At 67.0% G+C, this 16,439-nt stretch carries 9 protein-coding genes and 1 pseudogene; 8 read left to right on the plus strand and 2 right to left on the minus strand.

All coding sequences use genetic code 11. From position 1 onward, the window contains the following. Together B1964_RS24420 and B1964_RS24425 are read right to left on the minus strand one after the other, a co-directional pair. Positions 1-366 (minus strand): annotated as a pseudogene (locus B1964_RS24420) (HNH endonuclease); the annotation flags it as partial. A 611-nt stretch (positions 367-977) separates the two neighbouring features. Further along, positions 978-4,514, minus strand: coding sequence for an indolepyruvate ferredoxin oxidoreductase family protein (locus B1964_RS24425; RefSeq protein ID WP_079931633.1), 3,537 nt, complete (start codon positions 4,512-4,514; stop codon positions 978-980). Positions 4,515-4,797: 283 nt separating this feature from the next. Between B1964_RS24425 and B1964_RS24430 the strand changes: the two genes are divergently transcribed. The 8 genes from B1964_RS24430 to B1964_RS24465 all read left to right on the plus strand — a co-directional run. Beyond that, positions 4,798-6,339 (plus strand): carboxyl transferase domain-containing protein, encoded by a 1,542-nt coding sequence (locus B1964_RS24430; protein WP_139765855.1) that lies wholly within the window; start codon positions 4,798-4,800, stop codon positions 6,337-6,339. Positions 6,340-6,428: 89 nt separating this feature from the next. Continuing rightward, complete coding sequence (locus B1964_RS24435; protein WP_079931639.1) at positions 6,429-8,549, plus strand: biotin carboxylase N-terminal domain-containing protein; 2,121 nt, start codon at positions 6,429-6,431, stop codon at positions 8,547-8,549. Positions 8,550-8,589: 40 nt separating this feature from the next. After that, positions 8,590-9,735, plus strand: coding sequence for an acyl-CoA dehydrogenase family protein (locus B1964_RS24440; RefSeq protein WP_014359145.1), 1,146 nt, complete (start codon positions 8,590-8,592; stop codon positions 9,733-9,735). Further along, positions 9,732-10,250, plus strand: coding sequence for a MaoC family dehydratase (locus B1964_RS24445; RefSeq protein WP_079931634.1), 519 nt, complete (start codon positions 9,732-9,734; stop codon positions 10,248-10,250). The genes B1964_RS24440 and B1964_RS24445 overlap by 4 nt, the downstream gene beginning before the upstream one ends. Before the next feature lie 57 nt (positions 10,251-10,307). Further along, complete coding sequence (locus B1964_RS24450; protein WP_079931635.1) at positions 10,308-11,204, plus strand: CoA ester lyase; 897 nt, start codon at positions 10,308-10,310, stop codon at positions 11,202-11,204. 31 nt (positions 11,205-11,235) lie between these two features. Next, on the plus strand, positions 11,236-12,912 hold the full coding sequence (locus tag B1964_RS24455; protein WP_172398958.1) for an AMP-binding protein: 1,677 nt from the start codon (positions 11,236-11,238) through the stop codon (positions 12,910-12,912). Beyond that, positions 12,909-14,912: an acetoacetate--CoA ligase gene (locus B1964_RS24460; protein WP_079931637.1), complete on the plus strand. Its 2,004-nt coding sequence runs from the start codon at positions 12,909-12,911 to the stop codon at positions 14,910-14,912. The genes B1964_RS24455 and B1964_RS24460 overlap by 4 nt, the downstream gene beginning before the upstream one ends. Before the next feature lie 499 nt (positions 14,913-15,411). Then, a partial coding sequence (locus tag B1964_RS24465) for a DUF5336 domain-containing protein (RefSeq protein WP_079931638.1) occupies positions 15,412-16,439 on the plus strand: 1,028 nt, incomplete at its 3' end.

Genomic DNA, 16,439 nt, shown 5'->3' on the forward strand with positions numbered 1-16,439 from the left:
ATCGGCGTGTTCGGACGAGATGGACCCGTCCGCGGCATGTGCCAACAACAGATCCACATCGGTGGTGGCGGCGACCCGCACATACCGACCTGCGACGGCGGGTGCGCAACCCATGCTGATCAACAACTCCCGCAGTCGGGTGGTCTTGTGATCGGCGACGCCCAGCCGGTCCATCTCGCCGGTGAGGGTGGTGGCGTGGTGATCAACCAGATTCCGCAGCATCAGGACTTGTTTCATCGCGCCGAAGGCTTGTGGCCCGGTCATGTCCGGATTCCATTGCAGGTCACTGAGCTGGCTGACGATGTCGGCGAAGACTGCCTCGGCGTCAACGGATTCGGCGTCGAGAATGGCAGCGGTGTCGATCATGGGCCCCTCCCCGGTGGCTGATCGGTGTGATGGGTCCAGTCTACACGAAAGCATGTTCGATGCAAGGCATATTCTTGATCAATTCTGCTTGTGGACAACGTGTTTCGGCGCCAGTTTTCTGTCGGTGGGGTGTGGTAGGGGTGCGGTTTTCGTTTGCCATGCGTTCGATGTGGTTGTGGAGCTTGTTCTCTCGCCGGGTCTCGAGGCCCGGCGCCTGGGGCGCCGTTCACCTCGACCATCGAGGGAAGAGTCCCGGTCGTCGGAGTGATGAGTTCGCGGCTTCACTTTGCGGACGCGGCTGGTGCAGCGGGGGCGTCTGCGAGTTCGGCTCGCGGGCGGCGTCTGAGACGGTGGATGTGGTTGGGAGGCTTGTTGTCTCGACGGGTCTCGAGGCTCGCCGCACGCGGCTCGCACCTCGACCATCGGGGAGAAAGGTCCTCGGCTATCGGGCCGGGTGGGTTGTTCGACCATCGGGGGGTAAGAGTTTTCGGCTATCGAGTAGAACGGGTTATTCGACCATCGGGGGAGGGTCTCGATTATCGATGAGGAGGGGCGCGGACGACACGGGCGCCCCTCGCAGCAGCGAGGGGCGCCCGTGGTGGATGTGGTGGTTACAGTCCGAGGGTGGAACGCATCTGGGCAACGGTCTCGCGATAGCGCGCGACGTTGGCCATCTTGATGCCTTCGTAGCCGCGAACCATGTCCGGCAGGGCCGCAAGCTCGACGATCGACGAATACTGTTGCGGTGTCACCGAACCCGACTCCCAGGCGGCGACGATCGAATCGACCAGTGAACGATACTCGCCGATGAGGGCGCGTTCGGTCCGGCGGATCTCGTTGTAGCCGAAGGGATCGAGGCGGGTGCCGCGCAGCCGCTTCATCTTCGCCAAGGTGCCGAGGCCGGGCTTGGCCCACGCGCCGAGCGACATCTTCTCCTTCATGCCCATGGCCCGCAGGGTCGGCGGGTGCAGACGCACCGCGACTTTCGCGTCGGCGCCGTACTGGTCGGCGACCTGCGCGGCGAACGTCGGGTCGGCGGTGAGCCGAGCCACCTCGTACTCGTCCTTGTAGGCCATGAGTTTGTACAGATTGCGAGCCACCGCGTCGGTCAGCTCGTCGCCCGCGCTGCTGCGATGTACTCGTGCGACGGCGTCGAGATACTCACGGGCGTAACGCTCGTCGGCGTAACCGACGAGATCATCGACGCGCATCGCGATGGTGTGTGCCAACTCGTCGTCGATGCTGCCGAGAGCGGCTACCTGCGACTGCGCCCACTCGCTCGGCTCGGGTGCGGTCACCACCGGATGCAGCCGTGCGATCTCGGCGCGCACGGCATCCGGGTCGGCCACGACCTGACGCCCCCGGCGGAAGGCCTGGGTGTTGGCCGCCACGGCGACGCCGTTGAGACCGATTGCGCGCTCCACGGATTCGGCGCTGATCGGCAGCGCGCCGGCCTGATAGGCGGCGCCCACGGCGAGCATGTTGGCGTACTGCTCGTGACCGAACAGCTCTGTCGAGAGCGCTCCCGGATCGAGGTAGACCGTGCGTGCCACCCGCGAGTCGATCACGTCGTGGATCTGTGCGTCCGAGGGGAATCCGACCGAGGTGTCCACGACCATCGAACCGGTCGGGATACGCGTGGTCGATACCACGGCGGTGGTCCGGTCCGGGGCGGTGACCTTGAGGTTGACCGCGTCGGCGGCGACCAGGGAATCGCACGCGAGGTACAGGTCGCACGTCCCGGAGGCCACCTTGGCGGCCAGCTCGATCGGCCGGTTGGAGATCTTCACGTCGCTGACCACCGCACCGCCCTTCTGGGCCAGCCCCGTCATGTCGACGGTGCGCGCGGCGTGGCCGTCGAGAGTGGCTGCGGTCGCCAGGATCTGGGAGATGGTGACCACGCCGGTACCACCGATGCCCGTGATCCGCAGCGTCGCCACATCGGTGCCCGGACCCGTGAGTGCTCGCGTGACAGTCGGCCGTGGCAAGGAGTCGGCGGCGAGTTCGGCGGCCGTCGCGTTCTGTGTTCGGTTGTTGGTTCCGGGGGTGACGGTGACGAACGATGGGCAATCGCCCTTCAGGCACGAGTAGTCGAGGTTGCACGAACTCTGATCGATGCGGGTCTTGCGCCCGAACTCCGTCGGAACAGGATGCACCGAGAGACAATTGGACTTCTCGCCACAGTCGCCGCAGCCCTCGCAGATGCGCTCGTTGATCATCACCCGAGTGGTCGGGGTGTCCAGGGTGCCGCGCTTGCGCTTGCGGCGCTTCTCCGCTGCGCACGCCTGATCGTGGATCAGGACGGTCACACCCTCGACGGCCGCCAGTTCGCGCTGGACGTCGGCGAGTTCGGAGCGATCACGCACGCTCACCCCGGACGGCAAGGCGTTTGCCTTGGTGCGCGACGGGTCGTCGGAGGTGATGACGATACGTCCGACGCCCTCGGCGAGAAGCAGATTCGTGATCTCGGCCAGGCTGAAGCCACCGACGGGATCCTGGCCGCCGGTCATGGCGACCGTACCGTTGTAGAGCAACTTGTAGGTGATGTTCGCGCCCGCTGCCACCGCCGCGCGGATGGCCAGTGATCCCGAATGGGTGAAGGTGCCGTCGCCGATGTTCTGCACGAAATGATCGGCCTCGACGAACGGCGCCATGCCCAGCCATTGCGCGCCCTCGCCGCCCATCTGGGTGACCCCGGCGACGTCGCCGACCTGGTGGGGGTCCATCAGCAGAACCATGGCGTGGCAACCGATTCCGGCGCCGACGAGGGTGTTCTCGGCCACGTGCGTCGAACTGTTGTGGGGGCATCCGGAACAGAAGTACGGGGTGCGCACGGCCAGCGGCAGTTCGATCCGCGTGCGCCGACGGCTGCTGCGGTCGAGCCAGTCGATCGCGGCGTCGACGTGATGGCGTCGCGCCAACCGCATGGCCAGACCCCGGGTGACCGCGTCGACGTCGAGTTCGCCGAAGCGCGAGAACAGTGTGGACCCGTCCTCGTTGACCTTGCCGACGATGTGCGGGGCGATGGGGTCGCGGAACAGGATGTCGCGCATCATCGTTTCGATCAAGTCGCGCTTCTCCTCGACGACGATCACCTCGTCGAGACGTCCCGACGCCGTGTCGGTGATGAAACGCCGCAAGATCTCCTGCTCGAGCGGGTACACCATGCCCAGCTTGAGGATTCGGATTCCGAGGCGATTGAGATCCGCCTCGGTCAGCCCCATCAGATGCAGGGCCTCGCGCACGTCGAGGTAGGTCTTGCCCGCGGCGACGATGCCGATGCGATCGTCGCTCGAGCGCACTGTGATCCGATTCAGGCCGTTGAGGCGGGCGTACTCATGGGCCCGAGGCATCCGGATGGTGAGCTGATTCTGTTCCAGCTCCATCAGATTCGCGCCGAGAAGACGCCCCGAGGGAACGTGCGGGCTGCGTCCGAGGCCGCCGTATTCGGGGGTGATGCGGGTGGGGTCGAGCTGCACCGTCGAGGCGCCGTCGGCGACGTGTGCGGAGATCTTCAGCGACGTCCACAGTCCGCTGACACGGCTCAGGTGGGCGGCGTGGACACCGAGGTCGAGGATGTCCTGGGAGTCGGCCGGGTACAGGATCGGGATGTAGAGGTCGGCCAGTGCCATCTCCGAGGCGCACGGCACGGTCGAACTCTTCGCGCCGGGATCGTCGCCGACGAGGGCGACCGCGCCGCCGTCGGGGTGGGTGCCGATGATGTTGGCGTGCCGCAGTGCGTCGGAGGCGCGATCGAGACCCGGAGCCTTGCCGTACCAGTAGCCGACCACACCCGAGCGTGGCTTACCGGCGTTGTCGGGAGCCAGCCCGGTCACCTGAGCGGCGACCTGCGACCCCATCACCGAGGTCGCGGCGAGCTCCTCGTTGAGACCGGGGCGATGAACGATGTCGAGGGGCTCGAGCAGTGCACGACGCTTGGCGAGTTCGAGATCGTAACCGGCGAGAGGAGAGCCCTCGTATCCGGAGATGAAGGACGCGGTGCGCTGATTCATGCGGCGATCGACGAGCGCTCGATCGCGCACCATGCGGACGAGGGCGGCAATGCCGCCGAGGAAGACGGTGCCCGATTCGCGGACGTAGCGGTCTTCGAGTCCGCTGGTCGCGGGGGCATGCGGGGCGAGGGTCATGGGTTCTACCTGGCCTTCTGTAGTTGTGGCGCGCGACTCCCATGGGTGGGGAGACGCAGGTGCGGTTGGCCCGGTGGGTGGTGGGCTCACCATCACGATACGAAAAATCGTGATCGTCGTCACGTCGGCTGGGACAATGACATCTGCGTGACACCGCGCAGGCGGGTGCGTTACTCTGAGTTCAGTTAATCACCACTAACTGAAAGGTGGGTCGGTGGGTTCCACAGTCACCAGCCCGACGCAGACCGCGCCGCAGAACCGGTCCACGTCGCGCGATGAACACCTGGCCAACGTCGCCGCCCTGCGGCAGGCCCTCGCCACGGCCGCGCGCGGCGGAGGCGAGCGGGCCCGCGAACGCCATGTCTCGCGCGGCAAACTCCTCCCGCGCGACCGCGTCGACGGACTACTCGACGTCGGTTCGCCTTTCCTCGAGGTGGCGCCGCTCGCCGCCCACGCCATGTACGAGGGCAAGGTCCCCTCGGCGGGTGTCGTCGCCGGGGTCGGGCGGATCGCCGGGCGCGAATGCATGATCATCGCCAACGACGCGACGGTCTCGGGCGGCACGTACTACCCGATGACCGTCAAGAAACACCTGCGCGCCCAGGAGATCGCCGCGGCCAACCGCCTGCCATGCATCTACCTCGTCGACTCCGGTGGCGCGATGCTGCTGCAACAGGACGAGGTGTTCCCCGATCGCGAGCACTTCGGTCGCATCTTCTTCAACCAGGCCACCATGAGTGCCGCGGGTATCCCGCAGATCTCGGCGGTCCTGGGTTCGTCGACGGCCGGCGGCGCCTACGTACCGGCGATGAGCGATGAAACCGTGATCGTGCGCAACCAGGGCACCATCTTCCTGGCCGGCCCACCGCTGGTGAAAGCGGCCACCGGAGAAGACGTGTCGGCCGAGGATCTCGGCGGCGGGGCGATGCACTCGTCGGTCTCCGGCGTCACCGACCACCTCGTCGACAATGACGAGCAGGCCCTGGCGAAGGTACGCGAGATCGTCGCGACCCTCGGTCCCCGTGACCCCGCGCAGTGGGAGCTCACCGCAGCCCGGCCCTCGACACGACCGCAGACCGACATCTACGACGTCGTCCCCACCGATCCGCGCACCCCCTACGACGTGCGCTCGGTGATCGAGATCCTGGTCGACGCAGGCGAATTCACCGAATTCAAGGCCAACTACGGCACCACCCTGGTCACCGCGTTCGCGCATCTGCACGGCCATCCGGTCGGCATCATCGCCAACAATGGCGTGCTGTTCAGCGAATCCGCGCTCAAGGGAGCACATTTCATCGAGCTGTGCGACCAGCGACGCATACCGCTGATCTTCTTGCAGAACATCACCGGCTTCATGGTGGGACGCGCATACGAAGAAGGCGGAATCGCCAAGAACGGCGCCAAGATGGTCAACGCGGTCGCCTGTGCCCGGGTGCCCAAGCTGACGGTGATGATCGGCGGCTCCTTCGGGGCCGGTAACTACTCGATGTGCGGCCGCGCTTACTCGCCACGGTTCCTGTGGAGCTGGCCCAACGCGCGGATCTCGGTGATGGGTGGCCCGCAGGCCGCCGACACCCTGGCCACCGTGCGCCGCAACCAGATCGAACGCTCCGGCGGCGAATGGTCGACCGACGAGGAGGAGACCTTCAAACAACCCATCCGAGAGCAGTTCGAGCAACAGTCCGACGCCTACTACTCGACCGCGCGCCTGTGGGACGACGGCATCATCGATCCCGCCGACACGCGCACAGTGCTCGGACTGGCGCTCGAGGCGTGCCGATACGCGCCGCTGACCGAACCGCGCTACGGCGTCTTCCGGATGTGAGGGCTATACACATGACCACGACTTCTGACATCCGTTCCAACGCAACACCGTCCACGCCGACCACGGAAGCGGCCGACCCCGCGGCCGCCGTGGTGACGCCCATCCGGACCGTCCTCGTCGCCAATCGCGGCGAGATCGCCTGCCGCGTCATCGCGACACTGCGCCGGTTGGGCCTGCGCAGCGTCGCCATCTACACCGACCCCGACGCGCACGCCCGCCACGTCCGCGAGGCCGACACCGCCGTGCATCTCGGATCGCTGGTGGCCCCGGGAGATCCACGCTCGGCGGGTAACTACCTCGACATCGGCGCGGTGGTGCGCGCCGCGCAGGCCACCGGAGCCGACGCCGTGCACCCGGGCTACGGATTCCTGTCGGAGAACCAACAATTCGCCGACGCGCTGGCCAGGGCCGGCATCGCGTTCATCGGTCCGCCGGCGTCGGCGATCGCGACGATGGGCGACAAGATCACCGCACGTGCGGCGGTCACCGAACGCGGGGTACCGGTGGTACCCGGGTTGTCGCGGCCCGGACTGACCGATGACGATCTCATCGCCGCCGCACCGGAAATCGGCTTCCCGGTGCTCATCAAGCCGAGTGCGGGCGGCGGTGGCAAGGGCATGCACCGGGTCGAGAACCCCGACGATCTGCCCGATGCGCTGGCCAGGGCACGGCGGGAGGCGTCGGCGGCCTTCGGCGACGACGCGCTGTTCCTCGAGCACTTCGTCGACACCCCGCGTCACATCGAGGTGCAGGTCCTCGCCGACACCCACGGCCACGTCATCCATCTCGGTGAGCGGGAGTGCTCGCTGCAGCGCCGTCATCAGAAGGTCATCGAGGAAGCGCCGTCGGCGCTGTTGGATGCCGCGACGCGGGAGCGGATCGGACAGGCCGCCTGCGACGCCGCCCGCAGCGTCGGCTACACCGGCGCGGGAACGGTCGAGTTCATCGTGTCCGCCCACCGACCCGACGAGTTCTTCTTCATGGAGATGAACACCCGTCTACAGGTCGAGCACCCGGTGACCGAGATGGTCACCGGAATCGATCTGGTGGAACAGCAGATTCGCGTCGCGCGGGGCGAGGTGCTCGCGATCGCGCAGGAGGACGTGACATTGGTCGGTCATGCGATCGAGGCCCGCGTCTATGCCGAGGACCCCGCCAACGGCTTCCTGCCGACCGGCGGCGAGATCGTCTCGCTTGCCGAGCCCGACACCGCGGCCGGTCAAGGGGTGCGGGTGGATTCGGCGATGCTGCCCGGCCTCGTCGTCGGCAGCGACTACGACCCGATGCTGGCCAAGGTGATCGCCCACGGCGGCGATCGCGCGGAGGCCATCGAACGCCTCGATCACGCGCTGAGCGAAACCCGTGTCCTCGGTGTGGTCACCAACATCGACTTCTGCCGCTTCGTGCTGGCCCGCCCGGAGGTGCGCGAGGCTCGCCTCGACACCGAACTCCTCGACCGGCTGGCCGCCGACTACGCTGCGCCCGAGCCCGTTCCGGAGGCGCTGGCGCTGGTCGGGCTCGCCCGCGTCGGCAACCGGCGCGCCGACGACGTGTGGGACAGTCAGGTCGGTTTCCGGCTCGGCGCGCACGCGCCGGTCGTCAGCAGGCTCAGTGCGGGTACCCACCGGCGCGAGGTGTCGGCGGAGGTCCACGGCGCCGACGAACGTTGGGTCCCCGCCGACGTCACCATCACCACCACACCCGATCCCGACGAGGGCACCCCGGCCGCGGATGAGACTGCTGCGGACCGGCATGCTGCGGAGGAGAACACGGCAGAGCCGTGGACCGCGCACGTGGAATACCTTGCCCAGCACGCCACCACGAGCGGACGGACCGCACGGCTGATCGTCGACGGCATCAGTCAGCAGTGGTCGCTCGCCGAGATCGGCGACCAGTGGTGGGCCTCCGGGCCCGCGGGCACGTGGATCGTCGAACTGACCCGCACCGTACTCGACGCCGACGCCGCTCAAACAGCAGGCACCATCGTCAGCCCGATGCCCGGCACCGTCGTCGCGGTATCGGCCGCCACCGGCGACGAGGTCGGCGCGGGCACCGCGATCGTGGTGGTCGAGGCGATGAAGATGGAACACACCCTGACCGCACCGATCGACGGGACCGCCACCGTCTCGGTCGCCGTGGGCGACAAGGTCTCCGCCGGTCAGCAACTCGCCCACATCGACAGCCCGGCCCGCACTCCCGACGCCGCATGACAAGCTCGCAGACGTTGACGCACGAAAAGGACTCCCGCCCATGGAATTGACCCAGGAATACACCGACCTCATCGCCACCGTGCGCGACTTCGCGCAATCGGTCGTCGCCCCGGTCTCGGCGAAACACGATGCCGAACACAGCTTCCCGTACGACGTGATCGCCCAGATGGGCAAGATGGGACTGTTCGGTCTGCCCTTCCCCGAGGAGGAGGGCGGCATGGGCGGCGACTACTTCGCGCTCGCACTGGCGCTGGAGGAACTCGGCAAGATCGACCAGTCGGTGGCCATCACCCTCGAGGCGGGGGTCAGCCTGGGCGCCATGCCGATCCACAAGTACGGCACCCCCGAGCAGAAGGAGCGGTGGCTTCCGGATCTGACCGCAGGCCGGGCGCTGGCCGGCTTCGGGCTCACCGAACCCGGCGCCGGATCCGATGCCGGTGCCACCGCCACCACCGCGCGTGACGACGGGGACTCGTGGATCATCAACGGCGCCAAGCAGTTCATCACCAACTCCGGCACCGACATCACCTCGCTGGTCACCGTCACCGCCGTGACCGGTGTGAAAGACAACGGCCGCAAGGAGATCTCGACGATAGTAGTGCCGTCGGGCACGCCGGGTTTCGTCGCCGAGCCGGCCTACAACAAGGTCGGGTGGAATGCCTCCGACACCCATCCGCTGACCTTCACCGACGTCCGGGTCCCCAAGGAGAACCTCCTCGGCGAGCGTGGCCGTGGTTACGCGAACTTCCTGTCGATCCTCGACGAGGGACGGATCGCGATCGCCGCACTGGCCACCGGCGTCGCGCAGGGATGCGTCGACGAGAGCGTGAAATACGCCAAGGAGCGCCAGTCCTTCGGCAAACCGATCGGTGAGTACCAGTCGGTGTCGTTCGCGATCGCCCGGATGGAGGCGCGCGCCCACGTCGCACGCACCGCGTACTACGACGCGGCGGCAAAGATGTTGGCGGGCAAACCCTTCAAGAAGGAAGCCTCCATCGCCAAGATGATCGCCAGCGAAGCCGCGATGGACAATGCGCGCATGGCCACCCAGATCCACGGTGGGTACGGCTTCATGAACGAATATCCGGTCGCCCGCCATTACCGTGACTCGAAGATCCTCGAGATCGGGGAGGGCACCACCGAGGTCCAGCTCATGCTGATCGCCCGCGAGCTGGGATTCTCATGAGCGAGAATGCCGAAGCGACGTCGACGCCGGTCCGGGTGGTGCAGCGTGGACTGTGGTTCGAGGAATTCGCCGAGGGTACGATCTACGAACATCGACCGGGCCGCACGGTGACCGAGGCCGACAACGTCCTGTTCACCACGCTGACGATGAACACCCAGGCGTTGCACCTCGACGCGGCGTGGTCGGCGACGCAACCCGGGTTCGGTGGGCAGCGACTCATCAACTCGATGTTCACCCTCTCCACCATCGTCGGCTTGTCCGTCGCGCAGCTCACCCAGGGCACCCTGGTGGCCAATCTCGGTTTTTCCGAAGTCGACTTTCCCGCACCGCTGTTCGCCGGCGACACGCTCTACGCCGAGACCGAGTGCACGGGCAAACGCGAGTCCAGGTCGCGGCCAGGAGAGGGAGTGGTGCACCTCACCCACATCGGCCGCAACCAGGACGGGGTGATCGTCGCCAAGGCGGCACGCGCGACACTGGTACGCAGGCGCCCGTCGGACTCGTCACCGACCTGAGGCCGAGAAGGGCGTCGAGAAATCCGTGCAGCGACGACGAAGGAGTCGAAGGAGATCATGACCTTGCCAGTGGCGGAATCGTTCGGAAATGCCTGGGCGCCCGCAGGACCTGCGATGCTGTTCTGTCCTGCGGACCGACCCGAGCGCTACCAGAAGGCCGCCGACCGCGCCGATGTGGTCATTCTCGATCTCGAGGACGCCGTCGCCCCGGAAAACCGGGTGGCCGCCCGCGAGGCATTGATCGCCCACCCGCTCGACCCCGATCGCACCGTGGTGCGGATCAATCCGGCAGGCACCGGTGACTACCGGCGCGACCTCGCCGCGCTCTCGGACACCAACTACCGGGTCGTCATGCAGGCCAAGGCGGAGACGGTGGAGTCGATCACCGAAACCGCGTTGCAGACCATCGCATTGATCGAGACCCCCACCGGGGTGGTGCGGGTCAACGACATCGCCGCCGGCGTCAACTGCATCGGATTGATGTGGGGCGCCGAGGATCTCGTGGCCGGGCTCGGCGGCAAATCCAGCAGGTTCGGCCCGGACGAGCCGCGTTCGGGCACCTATCGCGACGTGGCGCGTTATGCGCGTTCGGCGGTGCGACTCGCAGCGGCGGCCAACGGCAAGTTCGCCGTCGACTCCGTACACATCGACTTCCGTGACATCGACGGGCTTCGCGACGAGGTGACCGACGCCGTCGCACTCGGATACGCCGCCACCGCCTGCATCCATCCCTCCCAGGTCGACATCATCCGCGCCGGCTACTCGCCGAGCGACGAGGAACTCCAGTGGGCGCGACGCGTCATCGATGGGGCCGCCGAGTTCAGGGGCGGCGTGTTCAGCATCGACGGACAGATGATCGACGGCCCGGTGTTCCGCCAGGCCGAAGCCGTCCTCTCGCGTGCAGCAGCCTCAGAGGCATCGAGTACCGAGACTTCCCCCGCACCGACCACCTGAGTACCCGCCACATCGGAGGAAAGTGATCACCATGACCGAATCGGCTTCCACGCGAGACGACTCCGAGCTGAGTTACGCCCGGGGCGACGCAGCACCGCCGCTGCTGATCGAGACGATCGGGGCGAGGCTGGCTCGCATCACCGAACGCCACGGTGACCGGATGGCCCTCATCGACGCCCCGACCGGCGCCCAGTGGACCTACGCCGAGTTCCGCCGTGACGTCCTCGCGCTCGCCGCCGGACTGTGCAGACTCGGCGTCGCCGCAGGAGATCGGGTCGGTCTGTGGTCGCCCAACAGGGCCGAATGGGTGCTGACCCAGTATGCGACGGCCGAGATCGGTGCGATCCTGGTCAACCTCAATCCCGCATATCGCCAACACGAGATCGAGTACGCGCTCACACAATCGGGCACCAGTGTGGTGGTGGCAGCCGAACGGTACAAGGACTCCGACTACGCGGGCATGCTCGCCGCCGCTCGTCCGGCCGCGCCCGAACTGCGCGAGGTCGTGCTGTTCGAGAGTTCGCAGTGGGCCGAGCTCACCGCGCCACCCACCGCGGACGAACTCGCCGCGGTCGCCGATCGGGCCGCCGGGCTCACCGCCGATGACCCGATCAACATCCAGTACACGTCCGGGACAACGGGATTCCCGAAAGGTGCGACGCTCTCGCACCGCAACATCGGCAACAACGGGTACCTGGTGGGCGAGCTCCTCGACTACAGCGCCGACGACCGGATCTGCATTCCGGTGCCGTTCTATCACTGCTTCGGCATGGTGATGGGCAATCTGGCCGCCACCAGTCACGGTGCGACCATGGTGATCCCGTCGCCGACCTTCGACCCAGAAGCCGCCTTGCGCGCTGTCGCCGAGTACCGGTGCACGAGCCTCTACGGCGTGCCGACGATGTTCATCGCCGAACTCGCCCTGCTCGATTCGGGTGCCGAATTCGATCTGTCGACGCTGCGTACCGGCATCATGGCGGGCTCGCCGTGTCCGGAACACGTCATGCGCCAGGTGGTCGACCGTATGCACATGGGGCAAGTGTCGATCTGCTACGGCATGACCGAGACCTCACCGGTGTCGACACAGACCCGCATGGACGATCCGCTGGAACTGCGGGTCGGCACCGTCGGTCGGGTCGGTCCGCATCTGGAGATCAAGGTGATCGACCCGGTCACCGGAGAGACGTTGCGACGCGGCGAGACCGGCGAATTCTGCACTCGCGGTTACAGCGTGATGAGTGGTTACTGGAACCAGCCGGACAAGTCGGCTGAGGTCCTCATCCCCGAACCGACCGATCCACAGGGCTCACCGTGGATGCGGACCGGTGATCTCGCGGTGATGGACCCCAACGGGTATGTCCGGATCACCGGGCGCATCAAGGACATGGTGATCCGCGGTGGGGAGAACATCTACCCCCGTGAGATCGAGGAATTCCTCTACACCCACCCCGACATCCTCGACGCGCAGGTCATCGGTGTCCCCGACGAGAAGTACGGCGAGGAACTGATGGCATGGATTCGGCTGCGCGACGGCGCATCCGAACTCACCGCCGACGACGTCCGCGAGTTCGCGACCGGCAAGATCGCCCGCCACAAGATCCCGCGCTTCGTCCACGTGGTCAAGGAGTTCCCGATGACGGTGACCGGTAAGGTCCGCAAGGTGCAGATGCGTGAGGAGTCCGTCGAGATCCTCGGAACGCTGCGATGACCGACGGCGTCGGGTCGGTGATCACCACCGACAAACGTTCGCAGATGGACGAATTCGTCGACGCGGTCTCGCGGCAGTACGGCATCGACGTGTCCGGTTACCCGGAGTTGTGGGCGTGGTCGACGAGCGAGCCGGCCGCTTTCTGGCGGTCGGTATGGGAGTTCTTCGAACTCTCCGAGATCGCGGGTCCGCTCGCAGAAGGTGACGCCGCGGTGCTGGCCTCGGTCGACATGCCCGGTGCGCGTTGGTTTCCCGACGTTCGGCTGAATTACGTCGATCAGGTGTTGCGGCACGCCCGCGCGGTCGAGGCCGGTGCGGCCACCGATCGCGCGGCCGTCGTCGGCATCGGTGAGAGCGGTGACCGTACGGCGATCGCGTGGTCGGAGTTGCCGCACATGGTCGGGGCGCTGGCGGCGACCCTGGCCGATCTCGGCGTCGGCGTCGGGGATGTGGTTGCCGCGTATCTGCCCGACGTCCCCGAGGCGGTCATCGCGTTCCTCGCGACCGCGTCGCTCGGTGCGATCTGGTCGGGGTGCGGGCAGGACTACGCACCCGAGGGTGCCTCGGCCCGGCTCGGGCAGATGCATCCCAAGGTGTTGTTCTCGGCCGGCGGATATCGCTACAACGGCAAGGACATCGACAAGACCACCGACAGTGCCGAGCTCGCCGCAGCCCTGCCCGAGCTCGCCGGGCACATCGTCGTCGGCGGCACCGACCACCGCCCGGAATCGGGTCCACGTGTCCTGTCCTACGCGAGTGCCATCAGCAATTCGTCGACGGTGAACCCGGTGCCGGTGGCCTTCGATCATCCGCTGTGGGTGCTGTTCAGTTCCGGCACCACCGGTCGGCCCAAGGGCATCGTGCACGGTCACGGCGGGGTCGTCGTCGAACATCTCAAAGCCGCTGCGCTCCATGCCGATCTCGACGAGTCCGATGTGTTCTTCTGGCAGACGGCGCTGAGCTGGATGATGTGGAACTTCCAGATCGCCGGTCTGCTGTGCGGCTCGACGATCGTCTGCTACAGCGGTTCTCCGCTGTATCCCGACGCGGATCGGTTGTGGCAGATCGTCGCCGCGGAGAAGGTGACCTACTTCGGTACCAGCCCCGGCCAGTTGCAGGCCTCCCGCAAGGCCGGGCTCGTACCCGGGCGCGATCATGATCTGTCGGCACTGCGGACCATCGGCAGCACCGGGTCGTCACTGGCCGGTGACCTGTTCGAGTGGATCGACGACAATGTGGCGCACGGACTCCCGGTGTCCTCGATCAGCGGTGGCACCGATGTGGTGACCGCCTTCGCCGGTGGCTCGGTCGGAGAGCCGGTGGTTCCGGGGGAGTTGTCGGTCCGTTATCTCGGTGTCGCGCTACAGAGTTGGGCACCCGACTGCACGCCGGTGATTGACGAGGTGGGCGAGATGGTGATCACCACCCCGATGCCGTCGATGCCGGTCGGCTTCTGGAACGACCCCGACGGATCACGGTATCGTGCCGCCTATTTCGAGCACGAATGGAGCTCGGTCGGGCCGACGACGCCGGTCTGGCGACACGGCGACTGGGTCACCGTCACCGACCGCGGATCGCTGATCATCCACGGCCGCAGCGACGCCACGTTGAACCGCCACGGCATCCGGATGGGATCGGCCGACATCTACGAGGTGGTCGAGAGCATCGACGAGATCGCCGAGGCGTTCGTCCTGGGCGTCGACGGCCCCGACGGCGCGTACTGGATGCCGCTGTTCGTCACCCTCGTCCCCGGAGCCGAACTCGACGACGACCTGCGCACCCGGGTGGTCGCCGAGATACGCTCCCGGCTCTCGCCGCGCCACGTGCCCGACGAGCTCATCGTCGCCCCGGCCATTCCGCACACCCGCACCGGCAAGAAACTCGAGGTGCCGGTCACCTCGGTCCTCGCCGGCCGGTCGGTCGACATCGATCCACGATCCGTCGACGACTACTCGCTGATCGCCTGGTACGAAGAGCAAGGAGCGAAACACGCCTGGTGACGGGGTTTCGTCGCCACCAACCGGTGGTGACGTTACGTTGGCGCCGACGCCCTTCAGCCGACGGTCGAGGTTCCCGTGGCGTCGGTTCCTTTGGATCGATGGTCGAGGTTCCCGTGGCGCCGCCGCCGTTCAACCGATGGTGGAGGTTCCCGTAGTGCCGACGCTCTTCAACCGATGGTCGAGGTTCTCGTAGCGCCGATTCCTTTGGATCGATGGTCGAGGTGCGAGGAGCGATAGCGACGAGCCTCGAGACCCCTTGCGCCACAGCTGGTTCCGCCCCGCAGTCCGCATCACGCAACCCCGCCTGAACCCCGCCGACCCCGTCATTCATCCAACCGACGACCGGTCGCCCGGCACCTCGGCGTCATCCACAACCGGGCGTGGGACCCTGTGGCGCGTCCACGCAATGTATTAGCGTGGTCGGGTGAGTGCGCTCGGGGCGCGACAACTGTGCGCGCCGGGGGAGACGCGACAAACACGTATTCGGTAGGAGAATCTCATGAGCTACCAGCCAGGAAGCGGCTACGGGCAGCAGCCCGAGTCCGGACAGACCCAGGGTCAGCAGGGGGCGGGCTATTCGCAGCCCGGCCAGGCATCCTCGCCGCAGGGCTACCCGCAGCAGCCGACCTACGGTCAGGGCTACGGCCAGACCGCAGGCCAGCAGGGTTACGGTCAACAGGGCTACGGCCAGCAGGGCTACGGTGACCAGTCCGCCTACGGTCAGCAGGGCTACGGCCAGCAGTCGGGCTACGGCCAACAGGGCTATGGATCGGGCTACGGGCAGCAGGACTACGGGCAACAGGGCTACGGGCAACAGGGCTATGGCCAGCAGGGATACAGCCAACAGGGCTATGGCCAGGCCTACGGCCAGCCCGCCGCACCCAAGCAACCGTTCGCAGGCGTCCCGCCGATCGTGGCACCCGTCCTCGCGGCCACCATCGGTGTGCTCGCCGTCGTCCTGCTGTTCTGCGGGTTCGCGGCCGGTTACACCATCCAGGGAAACGTGGTCAACGACACGCAGAAGCTCTTCGCTTCCGATCTCAGTGCCGCATACGTCCTGGTTGTGGCGACCGGGTTCCTCGCGTTCACCGGGCTGATCAAGTCCTACCGGGTGGCACCGCTCGTCGCGGCCGGGGCGACCGCCGGCGTGCTGCTCACCATCATCATGTATTCCGGTGCCGATCTGGACGAGTCCAGCAACTACTCGCTCGGCCACGGTGCCGGCGCGATCATCCTGCTGGTGCTCTCGATCCTGATCTTCCTGATCGCCATCGGTTGGTTGCTTCTCGATCTCGGTGTCGTCAAGACCGCCGCCGCACCCGAAACCGGTACCGCGGCGCAGGCCACCGACCCCGCGGCCGCCTCGGCGCAGGCCACCACCGCATACGGCTACGGCGCCTCCACTCCGGGGGTCACCTCGCAGGCACAGGGCACCGCCTCCCAGCCGGGCGCGACCGCGGTGATCCCGGGCGCGACCCAGGCCACGACCGCCTACCCGACCGCGGGCACCGCATCGTCGGGGGCCCC

Origin of the sequence: Gordonia sp. i37 (assembly GCF_002043085.1) — a bacterium.
GTDB lineage: Bacteria > Actinomycetota > Actinomycetes > Mycobacteriales > Mycobacteriaceae > Gordonia > Gordonia polyisoprenivorans.

Excerpts from the sequence above, each read along its gene's own strand:
- B1964_RS24460 (WP_079931637.1), top strand. The coding sequence starts at position 12,909 with ATGACCGACGGCGTCGGGTCGGTGATCACCACCGACAAACGTTCGCAG.
- B1964_RS24445 (WP_079931634.1), top strand. The coding sequence starts at position 9,732 with ATGAGCGAGAATGCCGAAGCGACGTCGACGCCGGTCCGGGTGGTGCAG.
- B1964_RS24425 (WP_079931633.1), bottom strand. The coding sequence starts at position 4,514 with ATGACCCTCGCCCCGCATGCCCCCGCGACCAGCGGACTCGAAGACCGC.
- B1964_RS24440 (WP_014359145.1), top strand. The coding sequence starts at position 8,590 with ATGGAATTGACCCAGGAATACACCGACCTCATCGCCACCGTGCGCGAC.
- B1964_RS24450 (WP_079931635.1), top strand. The coding sequence starts at position 10,308 with ATGACCTTGCCAGTGGCGGAATCGTTCGGAAATGCCTGGGCGCCCGCA.
- B1964_RS24455 (WP_172398958.1), top strand. The coding sequence starts at position 11,236 with ATGACCGAATCGGCTTCCACGCGAGACGACTCCGAGCTGAGTTACGCC.